The organism is Burkholderia sp. WTPI3, assembly GCF_021483755.1.
In the GTDB taxonomy this organism is placed as follows: Bacteria; Pseudomonadota; Gammaproteobacteria; order Burkholderiales; family Burkholderiaceae; genus Burkholderia.
Genome location: NZ_JAGIXF010000061.1, coordinates 24468 through 46086, shown reverse-complemented (window position 1 = coordinate 46086; position 21619 = coordinate 24468). Strand labels below are relative to the sequence as shown.

The 21619-nt window shown below is 65.1% G+C and carries 20 protein-coding genes and 1 pseudogene; 4 read left to right on the top strand and 17 right to left on the bottom strand.

Annotated features, from left to right (window positions below; all coding sequences use genetic code 11):
- Nucleotides 1–331: 331 nt before the first annotated feature.
- Genes hcaD through hcaE form a run of 5 tightly spaced genes read right to left on the bottom strand, consistent with a single transcriptional unit; the run spans nt 332 to nt 4601 of the window.
- Nucleotides 332–1534, bottom strand: a complete 1203-nt coding sequence (hcaD, locus tag J7024_RS26775; protein WP_124825639.1) for a 3-phenylpropionate/cinnamic acid dioxygenase ferredoxin--NAD(+) reductase subunit — start codon at nt 1532–1534, stop codon at nt 332–334.
- 31 nt (nt 1535–1565) lie between these two features.
- Nucleotides 1566–2387 carry a 3-phenylpropionate-dihydrodiol/cinnamic acid-dihydrodiol dehydrogenase gene (gene hcaB / locus J7024_RS26770; RefSeq protein ID WP_234745609.1) on the bottom strand — a complete coding sequence of 274 codons (822 nt, stop codon included), beginning with the start codon at nt 2385–2387 and terminating at the stop codon, nt 1566–1568.
- A complete protein-coding gene (hcaC, locus tag J7024_RS26765; protein WP_124825376.1) occupies nt 2384–2704 on the bottom strand; it encodes a 3-phenylpropionate/cinnamic acid dioxygenase ferredoxin subunit in 321 nt (106 codons plus the stop codon). Before hcaC ends, hcaB begins: the two co-directional genes overlap by 4 nt.
- 2 nt (nt 2705–2706) lie before the next feature.
- On the bottom strand, nt 2707–3249 hold the full coding sequence (hcaF, locus tag J7024_RS26760; protein ID WP_124825377.1) for a 3-phenylpropionate/cinnamic acid dioxygenase subunit beta: 543 nt from the start codon (nt 3247–3249) through the stop codon (nt 2707–2709).
- Nucleotides 3246–4601 carry a 3-phenylpropionate/cinnamic acid dioxygenase subunit alpha gene (gene hcaE, locus J7024_RS26755; RefSeq protein ID WP_234745608.1) on the bottom strand — a complete coding sequence of 452 codons (1356 nt, stop codon included), beginning with the start codon at nt 4599–4601 and terminating at the stop codon, nt 3246–3248. The genes hcaF and hcaE overlap by 4 nt, the downstream gene beginning before the upstream one ends.
- On the opposite strand from hcaE, the gene hcaR reads away from it, so the two are divergent.
- Entirely contained in the window at nt 4582–5619 is a 1038-nt protein-coding gene (hcaR, locus tag J7024_RS26750) for a DNA-binding transcriptional regulator HcaR (protein WP_233410015.1), read from the top strand. The genes hcaE and hcaR overlap by 20 nt on opposite strands.
- Nucleotides 5620–5888: 269 nt before the next feature.
- On the opposite strand, the gene J7024_RS26745 is transcribed toward hcaR, so the two are convergent.
- The 7 genes from J7024_RS26745 to J7024_RS26715 all read right to left on the bottom strand — a co-directional run bounded on the left by J7024_RS26745 (nt 5889) and on the right by J7024_RS26715 (nt 13810).
- Nucleotides 5889–6764 carry an alpha/beta fold hydrolase gene (locus tag J7024_RS26745; RefSeq protein WP_124825379.1) on the bottom strand — a complete coding sequence of 292 codons (876 nt, stop codon included), beginning with the start codon at nt 6762–6764 and terminating at the stop codon, nt 5889–5891.
- Between the two features lie 69 nt (nt 6765–6833).
- Nucleotides 6834–8090 carry a 3-(3-hydroxy-phenyl)propionate transporter MhpT gene (mhpT, locus tag J7024_RS26740; protein ID WP_124825380.1) on the bottom strand — a complete coding sequence of 419 codons (1257 nt, stop codon included), beginning with the start codon at nt 8088–8090 and terminating at the stop codon, nt 6834–6836.
- An 89-nt stretch (nt 8091–8179) separates the two neighbouring features.
- Nucleotides 8180–9199, bottom strand: coding sequence for a 4-hydroxy-2-oxovalerate aldolase (dmpG, locus tag J7024_RS26735; RefSeq protein ID WP_124825381.1), 1020 nt, complete (start codon nt 9197–9199; stop codon nt 8180–8182).
- Between the two features lie 13 nt (nt 9200–9212).
- Entirely contained in the window at nt 9213–10154 is a 942-nt protein-coding gene (locus tag J7024_RS26730; RefSeq protein WP_124825382.1) for an acetaldehyde dehydrogenase (acetylating), read from the bottom strand.
- A 13-nt stretch (nt 10155–10167) separates the two neighbouring features.
- On the bottom strand, nt 10168–10971 hold the full coding sequence (locus J7024_RS26725; RefSeq protein ID WP_124825383.1) for a 2-keto-4-pentenoate hydratase: 804 nt from the start codon (nt 10969–10971) through the stop codon (nt 10168–10170).
- A gap of 20 nt (nt 10972–10991) precedes the next feature.
- Nucleotides 10992–11951 carry a 3-carboxyethylcatechol 2,3-dioxygenase gene (locus tag J7024_RS26720; protein WP_124825384.1) on the bottom strand — a complete coding sequence of 320 codons (960 nt, stop codon included), beginning with the start codon at nt 11949–11951 and terminating at the stop codon, nt 10992–10994.
- A 2-nt stretch (nt 11952–11953) separates the two neighbouring features.
- The gene (locus tag J7024_RS26715; protein WP_327796270.1) at nt 11954–13810 is read right to left on the bottom strand and encodes a bifunctional 3-(3-hydroxy-phenyl)propionate/3-hydroxycinnamic acid hydroxylase; all 1857 of its coding nucleotides are present in this window, start codon (nt 13808–13810) and stop codon (nt 11954–11956) included.
- Nucleotides 13811–14002: 192 nt separating this feature from the next.
- Between J7024_RS26715 and J7024_RS26710 the strand changes: the two genes are divergently transcribed.
- Nucleotides 14003–14794, top strand: a complete 792-nt coding sequence (locus J7024_RS26710; RefSeq protein ID WP_124825641.1) for a DNA-binding transcriptional regulator — start codon at nt 14003–14005, stop codon at nt 14792–14794.
- A gap of 153 nt (nt 14795–14947) precedes the next feature.
- On the opposite strand, the pseudogene J7024_RS26705 reads toward J7024_RS26710, so the two are convergent.
- Nucleotides 14948–15106, bottom strand: a pseudogene (locus tag J7024_RS26705) (IS256 family transposase); the annotation flags it as partial.
- 415 nt (nt 15107–15521) lie between these two features.
- Between J7024_RS26705 and J7024_RS26700 the strand changes: the two are divergent.
- Both J7024_RS26700 and J7024_RS26695 read left to right on the top strand, forming a co-directional pair.
- Nucleotides 15522–16382: an urea carboxylase-associated family protein gene (locus J7024_RS26700; RefSeq protein ID WP_124825386.1), complete on the top strand. Its 861-nt coding sequence runs from the start codon at nt 15522–15524 to the stop codon at nt 16380–16382.
- A gap of 85 nt (nt 16383–16467) precedes the next feature.
- Nucleotides 16468–17142 (top strand): GntR family transcriptional regulator, encoded by a 675-nt coding sequence (locus J7024_RS26695; RefSeq protein WP_124825387.1) that lies wholly within the window; start codon nt 16468–16470, stop codon nt 17140–17142.
- Nucleotides 17143–17209: 67 nt separating this feature from the next.
- On the opposite strand, the gene J7024_RS26690 is transcribed toward J7024_RS26695, so the two are convergent.
- The 4 genes from J7024_RS26690 to J7024_RS26675 form a co-directional block, all read right to left on the bottom strand.
- The gene (locus J7024_RS26690) at nt 17210–17608 is read right to left on the bottom strand and encodes an ectoine synthase (protein WP_124825388.1); all 399 of its coding nucleotides are present in this window, start codon (nt 17606–17608) and stop codon (nt 17210–17212) included.
- A 60-nt stretch (nt 17609–17668) separates the two neighbouring features.
- Nucleotides 17669–19012: an amidase family protein gene (locus J7024_RS26685; protein WP_234745607.1), complete on the bottom strand. Its 1344-nt coding sequence runs from the start codon at nt 19010–19012 to the stop codon at nt 17669–17671.
- A gap of 23 nt (nt 19013–19035) precedes the next feature.
- Nucleotides 19036–20538, bottom strand: coding sequence for an amino acid ABC transporter permease/ATP-binding protein (locus tag J7024_RS26680; RefSeq protein WP_124825390.1), 1503 nt, complete (start codon nt 20536–20538; stop codon nt 19036–19038).
- Nucleotides 20539–20615: 77 nt separating this feature from the next.
- Nucleotides 20616–21458 (bottom strand): ABC transporter substrate-binding protein, encoded by an 843-nt coding sequence (locus J7024_RS26675; RefSeq protein ID WP_124825391.1) that lies wholly within the window; start codon nt 21456–21458, stop codon nt 20616–20618.
- Between the last annotated feature and the right edge of the window lie 161 nt (nt 21459–21619).

The window sequence follows — 21619 nt, the reverse complement described above, 5'->3', positions numbered from 1 at the left end:
ACCCTCCAAACTGGACCGAAGAAGGCTACGCAAAGGTCACGTCCGATAATATCGGTCGACCTCGCACACTGGCTACGGGAACACGACTTTGCAGTAACAGAAGATCATCTGTGTAAGAGGCCGTGCAGCACATCTTTCTTCACAGCGAATCGACGTCACTGTTGAGATACGTGACCACATTCAAGAGGCTATAGCTCGCTTTCCTGACTTCGCGCCTCACTGCGGGATCCCGCTTGTCGCGCAGGTCAAGCAAGCGAGCGCACCTTGCTGTAAGCTGCGCGGCAAATGCCGCCACTGCCGCTGGGCTACCGGCCCGGGGGCGCGTTCTACTTCACGCATTATTCGCTAGCGCGCGGAGATCATGCGCACAATCGCCGAGGACGTCCGCCGGGAGCACGGCGCGTCGCTCGATCAGAGTACGTACGCAGCGCATGTCGCGCCCACGATTGAGCGTCACACCCGCCGTCACCACGCCGTCGCGCAACCCAACCAATACGCAGGTGGATCTGGAGAGATCGCCTCGCTCGATCCATTCGGACGCTGTCATGTCGCCAGCAAACTGCACGTTCACGCCGCACTGATCGGTCCAGAACCACCGCACGTACGGTGAGTCGTCCGGCTCACCGAGCATCGCCGAGGTCGCACGCGCGGCCTGTCGATTTGCGTTGTCCCAGCTTTCCTGACGCAGATGCGGGCCGCCGCGGGGGTCGACTTCGGCTGTGTTGTCGCCGGCTGCGAATATGTCTGGATGCGACGTCCGGCAGGCGGGGTCGACGAGAATCGCGCCGTCCGTGCGCAGGCCGGCGTCCCGCGCGAGCGCATCGTCCGGTTCGACGCCGATCCCGTAGACAACGGCATCGCCGCGTACGGCGGTGCCATCTTCAAGCGTCAACACGAACCCATTGGCGTCGCGCGCCGCGTCGAGCAGCCTCACGCCGGTCCGCACATCGACGCCCCGTGCACGATGCAGCGCGAGCAGATGTGAACGCACCGGCAGCGGCGCGCAACGCACCATCACGTCGGGCGCCTGCTCGATCACCGTCACCCGCGCGCCAAGCTCGATCGCGCTCGACGCGAGCTCCATCCCGATCACGCCGCCGCCGACGATCAACAGCCGCATGCCGCCGTGAAGCGCTCGACGCAGTGCTTTCGCGTCGTCAAGCGTACGCAAGGTATGCACACCAGGACCCAGCCGGTCGAGCATCGGCAGCCTCCTGACCCGTGCACCCGTCGCCAGCAGCAACTTGCCAAACCCGAGCGACGTCCCATCGGCGAACGTCAGCGTGCGTTGCGCCGGATCGATCGCCGTGACGCGCGTGCCGAGCCTCAGCTCGATCCGCTGTTCAGCGTAGAACGTCTCCGGATGAAGCGCAATGCGCGCGCCGTCCGGTTTCAGCAACATCTCTTTCGACAACGGTGGTCGCTCGTACGGCAGATGCGGTTCATCGCCGATCAGCACGACGGGCCCGTCGAAGCCGCGCCGCCGCAACTCGGCTGCCGCAGTCGCGCCCGCCTGCCCGGCGCCCACGATCACGCAGGCGCCGCCCCTGACCGCACCACCCGCTTCATGTATGTGAGACATGGAGGCCCCCTGCGACATGGCGGATCCCGCGAATGCCGAGCCCCGCGTCGGCCTGGATCATCACGCCGGATAGCGTGCGATTGTTCGCACGCGATGCAAGCAGCACGAACGGTCCGGTGAAATCCGCAGGCGCCGGAAAGAACTGCAGCGGCAGGATACTGGTGATCGCCTCTGGGGTCCGCGTATCCATGATGCGCTGCTGCGACTGTCCCAGTGCGTCGGGTCCGCGCAGGTCGCTCGCCATCCCGCACGGCCCCACGCCGTTCACGCGCACGTGCGGCGCAAGCTCGTATGCCAGCTCGCGAATCAGACCGACCGCCGCGTGCTTGCTCGCCGTGTACAACGGACCGCCGCCACCCGGATAGAACGCCGCGTTCGACAGCGTGAAGATCATGCTGCCGTGCGATGCAACCAGCGCGCCGGCAGCCGCCTTCGCACCGAGCAGGTACCCTTTCACGTTGACCGCGAACAGTTCGTCGAATCCGCTATCGAGCCGCTCCGGCGACAAGCCTAGCAGGCTGGCACCGTGATCCCACAGCGCGGCGTTGCCGATGAACGTATCGAGCTTGCCGAAACGCGCGACGGTCGCGTCGACCGCGCGACGGTTGTCGTCATACACACGCACGTCTCCGTGCACGATCTCAATGTCCGCACCGAAGCGCGCGTGCAATGCGTCGACCTTGTCCGCCAAACGTTCCAGCACGCCGACGCGCGCTCCTTCAGCGAGAAACCGCTCGACGAGCGCAAGCCCGAGGCCCGACCCACCCCCGGTGATCAGCGCGACTTCTCCATCGAGCCAGCTCATGCGAGCTCCGGCTCGTCGACGTACAACACACCTGCGTCGACGACGATCGGGAACGTACGCAGCGCGTCGGTCGCAGGCTGGCACAGCGCCGCGCCGGTCTTCAGGCAAAAGCGCGCGGCATGCAGTGGGCATTCGACTGTCGCGTCGTCTTCGACATAGCCGTCTGACATGGACGCGTTGCCGTGCGTGCAGCGATCGGACAGCGCGTAATACGCACCCTGCACGCGAAACACCGCGATTGCGCCGTGTGCACCGCTTACGCGCGTCGCGTCGCCGTCGGCGAGCGCTTCGATGGGTCCTACGAGAATTCGAGCCATGATCAAAAGAGCACACTGAGGTTATGGGAAGACAGCACCGCCTGGTCGAGAACGATCTCGCGACGGCATATGTGCCAGCCACCGACGTCGTCCGCACGACGCACGCGGTCGCGGCGTGCCCCGACATAGAACGTCTCGTCGCGCTCCTTCTGCGAGCGATACAGCAGATAGTTGACGTACACGTCGTATTCTCCGTGGGCGTCGGCCGGCTCGACCCGAACGTTCGCGAGCAGATGCCGCGTGCGCGAAGGCGGCTCCTCAGCCCACGCCATGCCCGTCTCGAGCCGTGCGATGCGGCGCTCCAGCTGCGCCTTCGTGTCGTTGAAGATCCAGGTGGTGGGCGGCTGCACGCCCTTGCGGCGATCGCGCGTCTGGGCGTTGACGGTCGTGCGCATCGTGTACTGCACATCGTGGCTCAGCAGCGCGAGCCAGTCGCGAAAGCGCCATGTATCGAGGCAGTCGGCCTCGCGATACAAGAACTGCGTGATGGCGTGATGCAGCGCCGGTGTCACCGGCACCCGTTCGATCGTGACGGCGTCGTTCATTTCAGCAACTCCCGTTCATAGTCGCGCGTCCGGCGCTCGACTTCGTCCCAACTGTCCGACAGCAACAGGTCGGCCCAACGGCGGTACATCCCGCGCGCCGCCGTTTCCGAGAAGATGTAGTTGGTGATGCCCGGAATGCCGTCTGCGCGTACACGCTCGCCGCCCAGGCCCATTTCGACGCAGAGCTGCGTCTTGCGCGCGCGGCTGCCGCGCAGCACTTTCTGCACCTCGACCCAGTTCTCCGAATCGTCCTGCTCAAGGAAGCCGGCCGGGCCGAACGCGCGTGTCGCGCTGCGCTCGAACGCCGACTTCACTTCGTCCGACGCATCCTTGTCCGCGATGCAGAACGCCCACACCTCGACCTGATTCGGGCCGCGCGGATGCCACACACGCAACGTCGCGGTGCCATTCAGCCAGGACATCGTCGGGAACAGGTTGTTGTGGCCCGCGAGACGGCGCGCGCGCACTTCCCCCAGACGCGCCTTTGCTTCTTCATACGTATCGCGGAAGTACTGGGACACTTCGCCGTCCACCCACACATTCGCGTCCGGCTCCTCGGTGAAGAAGAAGCCGCTGCCGTGGCCGGCCTGACCATACTGCAGCGCGTCCTTTGCAGTCTCCCACACGGGCCGCGCGGTCTGCCCCGCACCGAGAGCCTTGTCGCTGGCACCGGCCTTCGCGCCGAGCACCTCGATCGCCGACGCATGCGAGTACAGCGCGTGATACTGGTCGCTCGCGAACTGCTCGGCCGGGAATTTCCAGTTGCAGTCGATCACCCACTTGTGCACGCCGCCGACGATCTCGGTGCCCCCTTCTCGGCGGTCCAGCACGCTATCGAGATACCACGCGATGTCGCCCATATAGGCGTCGAGATCTGGCGCATCGGGGTCCCAGTTGCCGAAAATCAGCCCCTTGTAGATTGCAACACGCGTGACTTCCTGCAGCCCGAGATGCTGCTTGCACAGCCCGTGCGGAAACGCGCGCGCCTCGAGCGGCACGTCGATCAGCGTGCCATCCGTGCCGTACGACCAGCCGTGATACGGGCACGTAAATGAGCGCGCATTGCCGGAGTCGGCGAAGCTCACCCGCATCGAGCGATGCCGGCACTGGTTCAGGAATGCCTTCACCGAGCCGTCCTTCTGCCGCACGACGACGACGGGATCCTCGCCCATGTACGTGTTGAAGAAATCACCGGCCCTCGGAATCTGGCTCACATGCGCGAGGAACAGCCAGCAACGGCCGAAGATGCGTTCTAGCTCCAGCGCATAGATCGCCGGATCGGTATAGATCGACGACGTCACGCGGCCGTTGCGTGCGTCGACGAGTGCGTCGATGTCAAGCTTCTCTGTCATTTGCGTCTCCTCCGTGGCACCATCCGTTCCATACGGACAGGCACGCGACGATGATCGCCGTCCGTGCATTCGTTGTGAAATAGTTTGTTTGTTTGCCGTTAGACGTTTTGGCGATGACAGCCGAATGGAACTCCGACACCTACGTTATTTTGTTGCGGTCGCCGATGAGCTGAACTTCACGCGCGCCGCGCAACGGCTGCACACGGCACAGCCGTCGCTGAGCCAACAGATTCGCGATCTCGAGGACGAGGTCGGCACGCAATTGCTCGAGCGCTCGAAGCGTAAGGTCGAGCTCACCGAAGCGGGCCACGTGTTCCTTGCGGAAGCGCGGCTCGTGCTCGCGCAGGCGGATCGCGCTGTCGAACGGGCTCGTCAAACAGGCCGGCGACAGGCACTGACTGTGAGAATCGGATTTGTGCCAGCAGCGGAGGTGGCCATCTTTCCGGCGATCCTGCCAAAGCTGCGGATGCAGTGTCCCGGCGTGCACGTCGAACTGCGGAGCATGCCGACGATGGAACAGGAGGACGCGCTGCTGCGCGGTGACATCGACATCGCGTTCATGCGTAGACCCGTGCAAGCGCCGAACCTGCATGCGGAAGTGGTGCTCACCGAACCGCTCATCGTGCTGATGCGGTCCGATCACCCGCTCGCCGCGCATGCGAACATCGAACCCGCAATGCTCGACGGCCAGTCGTTCATCCAGACCAACCCGGCCTACGCGGGGCAGCTGTACGACATCGTAGACCGGTACTTCACCGACAACGGGATCCACCCGGATGTCGTGCAGGTCGCGACGAACATCCTGCTGAACCTGAACCTCGTCGGGATGGGGCTCGGCGTAGCCCTACTGCCGGCGTATGTCGAGGCGCTGGTTGGCGAATCGATGTGCTGCCGCACGCTCGCCAGTCCAGCTCCCCACATCGATCTGCTGATGGTCACGCGCGCGGAGCCGCATTCGCGGGAACTCGGCGCCCTGGTGGACCTGATGCGCCGCGCAACTTTCAGGCGCAACGACTGAACACGGAGCCCTGGCGGACAAAGATCGCGCCCACTGCATTCGAAGTGGCCGGACCGTGCGCGGCCGCGCAGGATCATGGGCGGCCGCGTGAAAGGCGATCCAGCATGATCCCGTTGAACCTGGCCACGCAGTCCACGAGGCGGGCCCGCCGCGGAAGCGGCCGGAAACGATCGTTGCGATTCGAATCCAGGCCAGCGCGACGATCCGGCCGACGCGCAAGCCCTAAATCGGTGAAAGGCCTTTCGCAGGCAACACCCGCATCGCGGCACTCAATTCTGCAGAAAGTCGACCACCATCCGGTTGAATGCATCCGCATGCTCCCACTGCGCCCAGTGCCCGCACCGGTTGAACACATGCAGTTGAGCGTTCTGCATTCCGGCGATCAGCCGCAAGCCGGTATCCATCGGCACGAACCGATCGTCGCGCCCCCAGATCACGAGCGTCGGCGCCGCGATCTCGCCCAACCGCGGGCCGTAGTCGGTGAACTGCTTCGGATTGGCCGCGAGGCTCTTCACGAAGTTTTCGAGGTGATCGCGCCGCGCGAGCATGTTGTCGAGGCGTGCCTGCATCAGCTCGTCTGTCAGCGCGCTCGGGTCATAGACGAACACGTTCATCATCCGTTTCAGGTTCTCGATCGTCGGGTCCCGATACAGCCCCTGCAACAGCTTGATGCCTTCGGTCGGCATCGGCGCGAAATTGCTCGGGCCGCCGGTGCCGCCGCCCATCAGCACGAGTTTGCCCACGCGCCCGGGATTGCCAAGCGCGAACGCGACCGCGCTATGCCCGCCCATCGAGTTGCCGAGAATATGCACATGCTCGATATCGAGCACGTCGAGCAGCCCCTTCAGCACGCGGCCGTTCAGTTCGGAACGCGAGGACGTGCAGACGATCGGATCGCTCTTGCTCCAGCCCGGGCAGTCCATCAGGATCACGCGATAGCCTGCCGCGACCAGCGGTTCGACGTTGCGGTTGAAGTTCGCCCAGCCGCTCGCGCCGGGCCCCGAGCCGTGCAGCATCACGACCGTGTCGCCCGTCGCTCCGGCGCCCGTGTCGTTGTAATGGATCTGCAGTTCGAGCTCACCGTCCTTCACGCGCGCAAACCGGCTCGTCGACGCTTCCGTGATCGATGAAGTAGTGGCAGTCATGATGATGTCCTTTCCGTAAAAATGAATGATGTCGATCGCGAGCCACGCACGCGTGGTCCGCCCGAATCGCTACACACGCTGCGGCTCGCTCGTGCGCTGCCGCGCAAACGCTCCCACCACCGTCAACGCCGCCACCGCGGCGATCACGATCAACGGGATGCTCGCCGACACCAGCATCGACGGGCTCTGACCGAGCGCGAACAACTGCCCTGCCACCAACGGCCCCAAAATCGAACCGAGCCGCCCCACGGCGACGGCCGCACCCACGCCCGTGCCACGCACTTCGGTCGGATACGCCTGGCCGGCCAGCGCATACAGCACAGACTGGCCGCCGACGAGGAACAACCCGCACAGCAAACCGCCCATCGCCATCGACGTCGCGCCACCCGCGCTCGCCAGCGTGGTCAGTGCAACAGCAACGCCGACATACATGCCGATCACCGTGCCGCGCCGTCCGAAGCGGTCCATCAGCGTCGCGATCGCGACGGCCCCGATACCACCGCCGATGTTGAACATCATCAGCACGACGTTGGCCTGCACGCGCGTCAGTCCGCGCGACAGCACCATCGACGGCAGCCAGTTCATCAGGAAATACAGCACGACCAGCGTGCCGAGATAGCTGATCCACAGCGCGATGGTCGTACGCGCGCGGCCGTGTCGCCACAGCGCGTCACTCACGCCGGGTAGGCCGGCGACATGGCCAGTCACGGCCGATCGGCTCACCTCGAACTGCCGTGACTCGTGCAGTAACATCCAGAGCAGCGGCACCATGACGAGCGGACCGAATCCGCCGACGTAAAACACGTGACGCCAATTGGCATCGCCTGCGCTCGCGATGCCGATCACCGCGGCGATCGCCGCGCCGAACGGCATCCCGCAGTACATCGCGCCGACCGCCGTGCCGCGCTGCCGCGGGCCCGCCGCTTCCGAGCACAGCGCAATCAGGTTCGGCATCGCGGCGCCGAGCCCGCAGCCCGTCATCAATCGCGCAATGAGCAGGCTCTCGAAGCTCCAGACCTGCGTCGTCGCAAGCGAGAACAGGCCGAACATCGCGACCGACCACATCAGCACGCGCTTGCGGCCGAACCGGTCGGCCAACCGACCGCCGAGCGCGGCGCCCGGCAGCAGGCCAAGCGCGCCCGCGCTGAACGCCCAGCCCATCTGTGCGACGGTGAGCGAAAACTCCTTTGCCATGCGCGGGCCGGCCACACCCGCCGATTGCAGGTCCAGCCCTTCGAGCAACGCAATCGCGAGGCACAACGTGATCGTCGCGCGTCCCGTGCGTCCATGTCGCGCGGTATCGCCTTCCTTTCCTGACGTATTCATCCAGAGTCTCCAATGATTGATATGCAGGCCGCTCTTGCCGGCGGCTGTCACGTAGCGAACCGCGGCGTGCGCGGTCCTGCCGTCCGTTCCTATGCGGCCTCGCCACGCTTCTTCAGATCGAGCGCGACATCAACGATCATGTCTTCCTGGCCGCCCACCATGCGGCGCTTGCCCAGTTCGACGAGGATATCGACGGTCCTGATGTCGTACTTTTTCGCGGCCGCTTCCGAATGACGCAGGAAGCTCGAATACACCCCCGCATAGCCGAGCGCGAGCGTTTCTCGGTCGACGCGCACCGGACGGTCCTGCAACGGTCGCACGATGTCGTCGGCGGCATCCATGAGCGCGTAGAGATCGGTGCCGTGGTTCCAGCCCATCCGCTCGGCCGCCGCGATGAACACTTCGAGCGGCGCATTGCCGGCGCCCGCCCCCATTCCCGCGAGCGACGCATCGATCCGGTCGCAGCCCTCCTCCACGGCAACGATCGAGTTCGCGACGCCGAGCGACAGGTTGTGGTGCGCGTGCATGCCGGTTTCCGTTTCGGGCTTCAGCACCGCCTTCACCGCACGGAACCGGTCGCGCACGTCCGACATCGTCAGCGCGCCGCCGGAATCGACGACGTAGATGCAGGTCGCGCCGTAGCTTTCCATCTTCTTCGCCTCGACGGCCAGATTCTCCGGCGTCGTCATGTGGCTCATCATCAGGAAGCCGACCGTGTCCATGCCGAGCTCGCGCGCATATTCGATGTGCTGCTTTGAGATATCGGCCTCGGTGCAGTGCGTCGCGACACGCACGATGCGCGCGCCGGCGTCGTACGCGGCCTTCAGGTCGTGAATCGTGCCGATGCCTGGCAGCAGCAGCGTCGCGATCTTCGCGCGCGTGACGACGTCGGCCACCGCCTCGATCCATTCGAGATCGCTGTGCGCGCCGAAGCCGTAATTGAAGCTCGAGCCCTGCAGGCCGTCGCCATGCGCGACCTCGATGCTGTCTACGTTCGCGCGATCCAGCGCGCGTGCGATATCCTGCACGTTCGCTATCGAGTACTGGTGCCGAATGGCATGGCTGCCGTCGCGCAGCGTCACGTCGGAGATATACAGCTTCTTGCTCATGGTGAAAGTCTCCTTACGCGCTCACGCGCGCCTGCGCCATGCGCTCTGCGGTCGCGAGCGCGGCGGAAGTCATGATGTCGAGATTGCCCGCGTAAGCGGGCAGGTAGTGCGCCGCGCCCTCCACTTCAACGAACACGGACGTCTTCAGGCCGCTGAACTTGCCGAGGCCCGGAATATGGATCGGCGCATTCGCCGGAATCTCGTCGAACTGCACCTTTTGCTTCAGCCGGTAGCCGGGCACGTATGCATGCACTCTCGCGACGGTTTCCTCGATCGACGCCTCGATCTCGGCACGAGACGCGATATCGGACAGCGTATAGACGGTGTCGCGCATCATCAGCGGCGGATCGGCGGGATTCAGCACGATGATTGCCTTGCCCTTCGCGGCACCGCCGACCACCTCGATCGCCTTCGACGTCGTCTCGGTGAATTCGTCGATGTTCGCGCGCGTGCCGGGGCCGGCGGATTTGCTGCTGATCGACGCGACGATTTCCGCGTAGTGCACCTTCGCGACGTGCGACACGGCCGCGACGATCGGGATCGTCGCCTGCCCGCCACAGGTGACCATGTTCACGTTCGGCGCATCGATGTGTGCTTCGAGATTCACGACCGGCACGCAGTAAGGACCGATCGCGGCAGGCGTCAGGTCGATCATGCGAATCGACGGCTTGAGTGCACGCAGCAGCGCGTCGTTGCGCACGTGCGCAGCGGCGGACGTAGCATCGAACACGAAATCGATCTGGTCGAAGACCGGCAGGCGCGTCAACCCGTCGACGCCTTCGTAGGTGGTCGCGACGCCAAGGCGCGCCGCGCGCGCGAGGCCGTCCGAATTCGCGTCGATGCCGACCATCGCCGCCATTTCCAGATGCTTGCCGTGACGGAGGATCTTGATCATCAGGTCGGTGCCAATGTTGCCGGAGCCGATGATCGCCACCTTGAGTTTTTCGGAAACCATGCGAATTCCTGAGTTAAGCGATGAAAGTTGCCCGGACGCCGCCGAGCCCGTCGATCTGCGCGACATAAGTCCCGGGCTCCCGCACGGCGACCATCGGGCCGAGCGCACCGGTCAGCACCACGTCGCCGGCGCACAACGGCGTACCGAGCTGCACCATGCGATCGGCCAGCCACACAGCCGCGTTGAGCGGATTGCCGAGGCACGCTGCGCCGCTGCCTTTCGACAGCACTTCTCCTTCGCGTGCCAGCGTCATCGCGCACCCCGTCAGATCCAATTGCGAGAGCGGCACCGGCCGGCTGCCGACCACGAAGCGCGCGCTCGACGCGTTGTCCGCCACCGTATCGACGAAACGGATGTCCCAATCCCGGATCCGGCTGTCCACCACCTCGATCGCGGCGAGCGCATAAGCGCTCGCACGCAGGATGTCGACGAACGTGTGCTTGTCGTGCGTGAGGTCGCGCTCGAGCACGAGCGCGATTTCGGCTTCGACCTTCGGCTGGATCAGTTGCGCGAGCGAAATCGGCTCGCCGTCGCCGCAGGCCATGCACGCGAACAGCGCGCCGAAGTCGGGCTGGTCGACACCCAGCTGTTTCTGCACTGCAAGCGAAGTCAGGCCGATCTTGCGGCCGACGATGCGCTCGCCGCCCGCGACACGCCGGTCGACGTTAGCCTGCTGCACCGCGTAGGCCGTGGCCATGTCGTCGGGCGGAATGCCACCCGAGGCGGCGGCGTCGCGCAGCGGCGCGATCGTGCTACGCGACGCCTCGGCTTCGCGCAGCCGCGCGGCGAGTGTCGCCACGAGGTTCGAATCTGACATCGGGGTCTCCTGGAGTTCGGTCAGGCCACCGCCGCGACGACTGTCGACGGTGTGGCATGCATGGTGGCGAAACCCGCGATCCACTCGGGAATCGCGCGGTAGTAGTCAAGTGATGCTCGATATGGACCGTATGCGGCGAGCGTGCCGAACGCGGCTACCCATGTGCGGATCTCGTGCGCGGACTTGCCGCCGTCACGCGTGATTGCGTTGTTGGTCATTCCGTCCACTGCGCTCAGTTCGCCGGATGCGAGCTGCGCAAGGAACGCACGGTCCCACTCGGGATTCAGCGGATGCAGCCGACTGTCGCCGGCCGCGAACGAACGGGCGGCGGCCACGGTTCTCGCCTGGCGTGCCGCGCGCGACTCGGCCGACGGATTGCGTCCTGCGATCAACCGCTCCGCCACTTCGGGCGACGCGCCGATCAGCTCCGGCACCGGCGGTTCGTGGGAGATGCCCCCCGAGCCGACCACCAGCACGCGGCGCTCAGTGCGTGCGAGATAGCGGCCGATCGCATCACCCAGCAGGCGTGCGCGGCGCAACGTCGCCATCGGCGGCGCGACGGAGTTGATGAACACCGGAATCACCGGATGGCGATCGAGTCCGCCGGTGAGCACTTCGAGCGCCTGCGCACAGCCATGGTCGACCTGCATTCGGTACGACAGCGCAACGTCGATGTCGGCGGCCAGCACGCTTTCCGCTAGCGCATGCGCGAGTTCGCCGGGTACCGGCAGCCTGCCGGCCAGGCTCCGGAAGTCCCCGATCGCGTCGGCGCGCGCACCGATGCAGAACGGCGGCATCACATCGTAGAAGAAGCCGTTGAAATGATCGGGCGCGAATACAACGATCAGGTCAGGCCGGAAACGCTCAACCCGTTCGCGCGCGGCGCGGCCGACGCGCTCGACTTCGGCAATCACTTCCGGCGCCGGATCGAAATAGCCGTGCAACGGCGTATGGGACAGACATTCGAGATGAATCGGCATGCTTATGCTCCCGCCGTTTGTGCGACCCCGACGCGATCGAACGAGTGGCCGTGTGACATGTGCGATGCGTCGGCGCATTCGTGCCACTTGCGTTCGGCCACGCCGAGTTTCTCGGCAAGTTCGACGATGGCCGCCGAAACCTGCTGCGGCGAGCACATGCCCGCGACGAACCGGTCGGGGCGCAACAGCACGACCGACTCCGGCACTCGGCTGAACCAGTCCTTCAGGCAGCCGGCCACATCGCCGATCGCGAGCACGTCCGGCGGTACGTCGTCGGCGTATGCGAGCTGGACGTCCGGCTTCGCAATAACGAAGCGGCCACCGATCCGCGCCCACAACGCGCGTGCCTGCGACGTCATGCCGAAGGTTGGGTCCGTGCCCCAACCGAGCACGATGAAACCATTCCCGATCGCGTCGTCGAGCAGCACCGTGCGACCGTCTGCCTGCCGCACGCGCGGTTGGATGAACATGCGTCCGACAGGCGATGCCGCAAACGGATCGCGACCGTATGCGAGTCGGCCGAGCAGCGAGTCTCGTTTCTGGCTCATCAGACCGAGCAGGCGCCCCGGCGCGGAAGTACCCGAACGCTCGAGCACGCGCGCAATCCAGCCCGGCTTCGGCGCTTGCGCAGGCAGCAACACTGCGCCCGCCTCGTAGCGCGGCATCGGCTTGAAGCGCATTTCGACGAAGTAGCGCTTGACCGACGGGAGAAGATTCAGCGCACGCACGAACGTGTCGCGAAAGCGCGCGCCGAAGCGCGTGGTCGGCGCAAAAATGTCGCCCGCCACTTCGGACAGGTGAATCATCGAGCGCGCATGCGCGCGGCGCTCGACGGTATAGGTGTCGAGCAGGCAATCGTCCGCGAGCCCCTTCGCGACCATTGCCAGCTTCCAGCCGAGGTTGTTCGCATCGCGGATGCCGCTGTTGTAGCCCTGCCCCTGCCACACCGGCATGATGTGCGCAGCATCGCCTGCGAGCAGGATGCGGCCCGCGCGGAACGTCGATGCGAGGCGTGCGTTGTGCGTATAGACACGCTTGCGGATGTAATCGACCGCATCCGGATTCGCGACCACCTTGCGGATCAGCGCGGCCATGTTGTCCGGCTTCGACAGTTCCTCCTCGGTCTCGCCGGGCATCACCATGAACTCGAAACGGCGAATGCCGTGCGGCAGCGCAGCCGACACATACGGCCGATCGTGATCGCAATGCAGATAGATGTGCGGCGCGCCGATCGGATCGTTGCGCACGTCCACGACGATCCACTGGTTCGGCTTCGTGCGCCCTTCGAACGGCACGTTGAGCATCCGGCGCACGAAACTGTTGCCGCCGTCCGCGCCGACCATGTAGGCGGCACGAACCGTCCGACGTTCGCCGCGCGTGTCGTCGATCTCGATGCTCACCCCGTCGGTATCCTGCGTGAACGACGCCAGGCCGTGCCCCAGCAGCACCTGCACGTGCGGGAAGCGCGCGAGACCCTCATGCAGCACGCGATCCGCGAGCGGCTGAATGAACGCGTTGCGACGCGGCCAGCCGAATTCGTTGGTGCGTGGTTCGATCGACGCGAAGCACTGACCATCCTTCGTCACGAAGCGCATCCAGTGATCGGGCGTCGTGTGCGGCAGGAGCCGGTCGACGAGGCCGACGGACTGGAACACGCGCAGTGCTTCGTCATCCAGACCAATCGCGCGCGGGTAATCGATGATCCGTTCGAGCTTCTCGATCAGCGTGACACGCACCCCCTGAAGGCCCAGAATGTTGGCGATCATCAAGCCGACGGGACCTGCGCCGATGATTGCGACGTCGGTGGTATGCGGGTCATGCCGGTCGTCGGACGCGGCCGGGGTGAATGAGGCGTTCATATGTCTCCTTCCTCGCGCGACTCGACGGTCGCTGCGTACTCGGGTGGATTACGGCCGGGACAATTCGCGGTTCGCTGCGTCATGTCGCGTGGCGCTTGGATCAAGGCAAGTCTAGGGAGCTGCAGAAGCGCGCTCAACAATTTCAATCAAATGTGCAAGGAATGCACATCGTTGATTTTTAAGATATTTTTAATGAACAAGTATGCAAATGTCCGGGGGCTGTCACGCGGCCTGCAGGTGCTGCAAGCGCTCAATGCGCTGGAAAACGGACGTGCGACGAGTCAGCAATTGAGCGAAGTCACGGGGCTGCATCGCACAACCGTGCGGCGGCTGCTCGAGACGCTGATCGAGGGCGGATTCGTGCGGCGCAGCGAGTCCGACGACACGTTCCGGTTGACGCTGCGCGTGCGCACGCTGAGCGAAGGGTTCACCGACGACGAGCACATTGCGACCGTCGCGCCGCCGATCATGGCCAGGTTGTTGCAGCGAATCGTCTGGCCGTCGGACCTGACGACGCCGGACGGCGATTCGATGATCATTCGCGAGACGACTCATCGGTTCAGCCCGCTGTCGTTTCATCGTTCGATGGTCGGGCGCCGGCTCCCAATGCTGCTGACGGCATCGGGCCGCATCTACTTCGCGTCTTGCCAGGACGCGGAGCGCGAAGATATTCTCGACCTGCTGCGCGCCGGCGCCGGCGGCGAACACCAGCAGCGACTCGCGTCGGACAACGCATTCATCCGCAATCTGATGCGGCAAACGCGCGCCGACGGTTTCGGATCGAATCATGGCGACTGGACCGACCAACGCAAAATCGGTTCGATCGCCGTCGCGATCAGCGCGCATGACCGCGTGATCGCGGCACTGAACGTGATCTACCTCGAGCAGGCGATCAATCCGGCGGAGGCCGTGCGGCGCTTTCTGCCGGAGTTGCAGCACGCTGCGCATGAGATGGTAGGCGCGCTCGAGGCATCCGGGGAATAGTGGTACAGGGGTTTGTCGCTGACACGCCGCTGCATGATCAGCGTCCGCCTGATAGCGGTTGCGGCGCTCGACGATATGCGATCGCAGCTCGTTTGCGGACCGCCGCGGAGGAACCTGTCCGCATTTTTGTGGGCGAGGCGGTTGAACAGCGCGTTATCCGCGCGCCTGCATAAATCGCTCGCCGAACAGGATAGCAAACTGGTTCATGGCTGACTTCCAGTCGAAGGCGGCCCGTACGGTCTTGGCCAGCACATTGCGCAGCGCCAGCCAGATCAGTTTGAGTGCGCCCTCGTTCGACGGGAAGTGGCCGCTCAGTACCTGCACCTTATCTGACAAGGCTCGGCGCACAAAGCTACGCCAAGACCTACGCTCAGGCTTTTGAGGATCGTCCGCTAACGACCCATCAGAGACGCTCGGTTCGTTGCTATCTAACTGGCTACTTACGAGGTGCTTCTGTCACTGGGATTTGCGAACACGTGACCTGCCCCCTTCAGTAGGGCCAACCGGACCGCTGCCCGCGTCATCGCACCGGCCCGCGAGCCCGCCGCCTCCGCCCGCCCTCGGTACTTTCCACCCATTGACACACCTCCCCGCCCTCATCCTATACTCCCCGAAGCGCCAATAAATTGTTGAACAATCAATCACTGTAATTGACGCCTGACCGGCCACCACAAAGGGCTTCGGCCGGATTGCCGCATCTGCCAATTTTCCCCGAGAGCACCGCGTCATGTCGAATTATCCCGCCGCGTACCAAGTCACCAAGGGCTCCGTCCTGAACGTCGACAAGGTCTTTTATTCCGCGATTGCCCAGCGCCAGGACGCGCGCGAGCGCATCGCATCGCACATCGTGCCGATCCGCAGCGGTTTCGCGTGGACAGTGCCGGCCGGTCACGTATTCCGGATCGTCACGCTGGAAGGCCCACAAGTCGCCGATTTCAACATGTGGAACCTGCACAATCCGCGCGAGCGCATGTGGGCATCGCGCACGCGCCAGTTGCAGGCCGCGCACGTGACGACGTTCGACCGGCTCTGGTCGACGCTGCCGTACCTGCGCCCGATGGTCACGATCACCGACGACACGCTCGCCGGCTACGGCGTCGACGGTGACGGCGGCCGCGTGCACGATCTGCTCGGCACGCGCTGCGATCCTTACGTGAACAAGCTGCTGACCGGCGAGGACTTTCATTTCCATTGCCACTCGAACCTCGTGCGCGCGGTCGCGCCGTATGGGCTGACCGAATTCGACGTGCACGACGTGCTCAACGTGTTCCAGTGCACGGGCCTGAACGACGACGACAAATACTTCATGAAGGCCTGCCCCGCGAAGCCCGGCGACTATCTCGAGTTCTTCGCGGAAATCGACGTGCTGTGCGCGATGTCCACCTGCCCGGGCGGCGATCTGTCGGTGCCGATGTGGGGCCCCGACGCGCGCGACCCGATCGACGTATGCCGGCCGCTCGGCGTCGAGGTGTACCGACTCGACCCGAGCCTGCTCGAAGGCTGGGCGTCGCCCCCCGTCGCACCGTACCGCGGCATGCACGGCATGCAGCCGCCACAGGCTGACTGGCAGTCCGGCAAAACGGCTTGACCGGCCCCGCAGCCCGTAGAATGGCGAAACGCCGCCGGCCGGTCACGCTGGCGGCGCACGATCAGGAGAGGAGCGAACGAACGGAATGGCAAGCGAAAAAGCGAGAGGACAATCGGTCGCCGACCGGATCAGCCATCAATTGCGCGAGCACATCATCAGCGGCAAGCTGCCGCCGGGCACGGCACTGATCGAGATGGACCTCGCCGCCGAGTACGATACGTCGCGCAACTCGCTTCGGGAAGTCCTGCATCAGCTCGGCCGTGAAGGGCTCGTCACGTTCGTGCGGCACAAGGGCGTCGTCGTGCGCACGCTCAACCGCCAGGACGTGCGAGATCTCTACGTTGCACGCCGCACGCTCGAACTGCATGCGCTGAACACGGCCGAACTCGCGCAGCCAGCACTGCTCGAAAAGATGCAGACCGCCATTCGGGCGGCCGAGCGCGAACTCGCCAAGGAAAACTGGCAAGCCGTCGGCACGCACAGCCTGCGGTTTCACCAGCATATCGTCGCGCTGCAGAAGTCGGCGCTGCTCGACGAATTCTTCCGAACCATCTCGGCGCAGTTGCGCCTCGTCTTCGCCGCGGATCCCGACGAGAAGCGCGTGCAGACGCCAGACTGGATCCAGCGCGAATACCAGATCTACGACCTGCTTACGCAAAACCGCCGCGGCGAAGCCGTCACCACGCTCACGCGCTATCTCGACGACTCCGAGCGCATGCTCGTCGAGGCCATCAAGCGCAGCCATCGCGAGGCAGCCTGAATCCGGACGCCGCGCCGCCGTTGCGCGTCGCACGGCGCGGCACGCAACGGTACGGCATCACGCATCGTCAGGCTTGCTCCCCCGACGGCAGCGCGTAGCTGCCGTCTTCCCGATGCGTCTCGCGCCCCGTGAGCGGCGGATTGAATACGCACACCAGGTGCAGGTCGCCGCGCGTCGCGCGCAGGATATGCGGATCGTTGAGGTTCAGCGCGTAGATCGTTCCGGGCGCGATCCGGTGTACGTCGCCGGTCGCCGTATCGACGACCTCCCCTTCTCCCGCCACGCAGTAGTTGGTTTCGAAGTGGTTCTTGTAATGCAGATGCAGTTCCGCGCCTTCATGCACGCGTGTCTCGTGGACGGAATAACCGACGCCGTCCTGCTGGACGATCATGCGCTTGCTGTCCCAGCCCGGGCCGCGTGCGTGACGCTCGGTATTGGCGATATCGGCCGATTTTACGACGATCATAAGTACCTCTTAATAGTAACGATGAAAAATGACAAGGCGAGCCTTGCTTCGTAAATCAGGTCACGCCGAGTCGGTCAGTGCGCGTTCGACCAGTGCAGCGACATCGAGCAACCGCGCGTCCCCGCCGCGCCGCGCCGTGATCAGCAAGCCGATGGGCTGCCGGTGCCGCAGGTCGCCCGGCACGCTGATGCTCGGCAGATCGAGCCGGTTCGCGAACTCGGTCAGGCGGAATGCACGCGTGTTTTGTGCGAGGTACACGGTTTCGTCCGCCAGATCGGCCACGCGCGGCGGCAGCATCGGCACCGTCGGCGTCAGCACCACATCCGCGTCGCCAAGCCCGGTGTGGTACGCATCGGCCAGCGCCGCCAGGCGCAGCAGTGCCGCCACATAGTCGTGCGCACGCACCTGCTCGCCCGCGGCGATGCGCCGGCCGACGAACGGATCGTAGCGGTCGGCCGCCGTTGCCAGCCGCGCACGATGCAGCATGAACGCTTCCGCCGCGATGACGCCGCCCGCGCGCGCGACCACACCGGCCTCCGCCACGCAATCGAGCCGCTGGCGCCGGATGCGGGCGCCATGCGCCGAGAGCCGCGACAGCCATGCGTCGAACGCGCGTCCGACGTCCGGGTCCAGGTCGTCGGTCGCGAACGGCTCGGGCACGATGAAATCGAGGTCACGCAAGGTCGCGGGCCGCGGCCGTTGCACGTCGCAGCCGTGCAGCACGGCGTCCGCGCGCCGGCACAGGTCGACCGTCGCGGCCAGCAAGCCCGGTACGTCGAAGCTGGGCGACAGGAACTGCATCCCGTCGGTCGCATAGCGTCCACGTGACGGCTTGAATCCGGTCACGCCGCAGAGTGCCGCCGGAATGCGCGCGGAACCGCTCGTATCGGAGCCGAGCGCCAGGTCGGCCGCGCCAAGCGCCACCGACACCGCCGCGCCCGAACTCGATCCGCCTGCCACCCGTTCGCGCCGTGCATCGAGCGGGGTCGTCGGCGTTCCGTAAGCGTGGTTCACGCCGAGCGCGCCGTAGGCGAATTCGGTCATCGCCGTCTGCGCGATCAGCACCGCACCGGCCCGACGCAGCGCCGACACCGGTGCGGCGTCGGTGCTCGCCGGCGGATCTTCTGCCAGCACGCGCGAACCGGCGTGCGTGACCCAGCCTTCGCAATCGAAACAGGCCTTCACCGTCAGCACGGTGCCGGCCAGCGGCGCAGCGGCGGTGCCGCCGCGCAACGACGCATCCCATGCCCACGCCTCCGCGGCCGCCGCTTCGTCGCGACGCGCGAGCCACGCCGTACCGATGTCGCCGGGATACGCGCCGGCGCGCTCAAGACATGCACGCAGCCGCTCGGCGGCGCACGCCTGCGCATCCATGTCGCCCAGCCGGAAAGCCATCGGATCCATTCCTGCTTCCATCCCGTGATTCGTCATGCGAAGTGAACGTGCTTCAGGAAATCCTTCACGCGCGCGTCCGCGCTGCCGCGAATCCGGTCTGGCGGCACGTCGTACAGGATGCGTCCGTTCTCCATGAACACGATCCGGTCGGACACCTTGAACGCGAAATTCATCTCGTGCGTCACGATGATCATCGTCATCCCTTCCTTGGCCAACGTTTCGACCACCTTCAGCACTTCGCCGACAAGCTCCGGATCGAGCGCCGACGTCGGCTCATCGAACAGCATGATCGACGGCCGTGTGGCGAGCGCGCGCGCGATCGCCACACGCTGCTGCTGACCACCCGATAACTGATGCGGATACTTGTTCGCATGCTCGAGCATTCCGACCTTCGACAACAGCGACAACGCCTGCAGCCGGATCGCAGCCGCATCGGCCTGCCGGTGATAGCACGGCGCCATCATCACGTTCTGCAACGCGGTGCGGTGCGGGAACAGGTTGAAGCTCTGGAACACCATGCCGATATCCAGGATTCGCTCGTTCGACACGCGCGGCGGGTGCGCACCGGACGCACGGATGAACGACTCGCCGTAGAGGTCGATCTCGCCCGCGTTCACCGGCGCGAGACCGTTGATGGTGCGGATCAGCGAGGTCTTGCCGGATCCGGACGGGCCGATGATCGACACGACCTGCCCTGGCGCGACGTCGAGGCGAATGTCCTTCAGCACCTCGTGGCGGCCGTAGCATTGCTGCAGCCCTTTCAGGCGCAGCGCAAACTCGGCGCTCGCCCGCGGCCTCGGCGCGACGGCGGGCACCGACAGCGGCAGTTCGAGAGCCGCGTGACCGGCCTGCGCCGGCGTGCGGCGACTGACGTCGAGGTGCCGCTCGAGATAGCCGAGCAGCCGGCTGAACACCGTGACGATCAGCACGTAATAGAACGCGACAGCCAGCATCGTTTCGAACACGAGGAAGTTCTGCGTATACAACCGCTGCCCGACGAGCAGGATCTCGGCAAGTGAAATCACCGATACCAGCGACGTGAGCTTCACGATCGTGATGAACTCGTTTGCGAGCGCCGGCAGCGCAATGCGGATTGCCTGCGGCATCACGATCAGCCGCTGGATGCCCGTGAAACGGATGCCGAGCGCGCGGCCCGCCTCGAGTTGGCCGCGCGGCACCGACAGGATCCCGCCACGATGGATTTCCGCGAAATATGCGGTTTCGCTCAGCACCATCGCGATGAGGCCGGCCGTGAACGGATCCGACAGCACCACGCTGGTCGCGGGGAAGACCTGCGGGAGGTTGTAGATGAATACCAGCAGCACGAGCAACGGCAGGCTGCGGAAAAACCAGATGTACACGGCCGCCGCCCGCTTCAGCAGCGGCTGGTGCGACTGCCTCGCGAGCGCTACCGGAAACCCGAGCACCACCCCGAGCACCCACGCGGCGACACTGAGTTCGACAACCACGACGCAAGCACGCCAGAAATCCTTGTCCCACAACAGCTGAAATGCATAGTGCCAATCGAACTGCATCGAAGACTCCTCAACCCCGGAGGGTGATGCGGCCGCCCTGCGCGGCACGCGGTGGTCGGATCGTGCTTGCTCCAGGCTTACTTCGCAGTACCCAGTGCGCCAGCGACGTCGGCCGGCGTGGGCTCCTGCAGGCCGTATTTCTTCACGAGGCCGCCGTATTCGCCGCTGCGCTTCGCGTCGTTCAGTGCGCTCTCGAGCGCACTCTGCAGCCCGCTGTCGCCTTTCGCCACGCCGAGACCGATCACGATCGGATACAGCAGCGTCGTCGAACTGATCTCGACACGCCCGTTCGTCTGCTTTGGAATCCCCTGCGCGACGGCCGCATCCTCGATCTGGACGTCGACCGCTTTCGACATCAGCGCGGACGTCGCTTCCGGCGAGGTCGGGAACTCGAGGATCGCGATCTCTCCGCGTCCGGCCGCCTTGCACGTGTCCTGCGACACCGTGCGCAACTTCGGCGTCCACGATGCCCCCTTGATCGAGCCGACCCGCTTGCCGCACAGGTCCTGTGGCGTCTTCGGCAGGAACGCGCTGCCCTTCGCGACGAGCAGCGCTGCGCCCGTCTTCAGGTACGGCACGAAATCGACCTGCTTCTCGCGATCGGGCGTCACGTAGAGCGCGGACGCGACGACATCGAAGCGGCGCGCCTTCATCCCCAGGATCAGGTCCGGGAAGCGGGTATCGAGGAACACCGGCTCGAGCTTCAGGTGGCGCGCCAGCATTCGCGAGAACTCGGCGTCGAAGCCGGCGGGCTTGCCTGCTTCCAGGTAGGCGTATGGCGGATACGTGAGGTCGGAGCCCACCAGCAGCGTGCCGGGCCGCACGGTCTGCAGCGGAGCCGCCGATGCGAGCGAGCATGCGAAGGTCAGCGGCACAAGCGCACCGCAGAGGAAATGCCGAAGCGAAAAACGAGCGGACATGGCGAAGCTCCCGAGTGATTCGGCGCCGCGCTGAAACATCACAACGCCTCCCGCACGCCGCCCTACGCGGCTTTCCGGGATTTTTCGCCGAAAATTGTTGAACAATTTCGGCCGATTCTGACCAGTTCAAATTGAAATCTGAATTCGGGTTTACGCGGCAA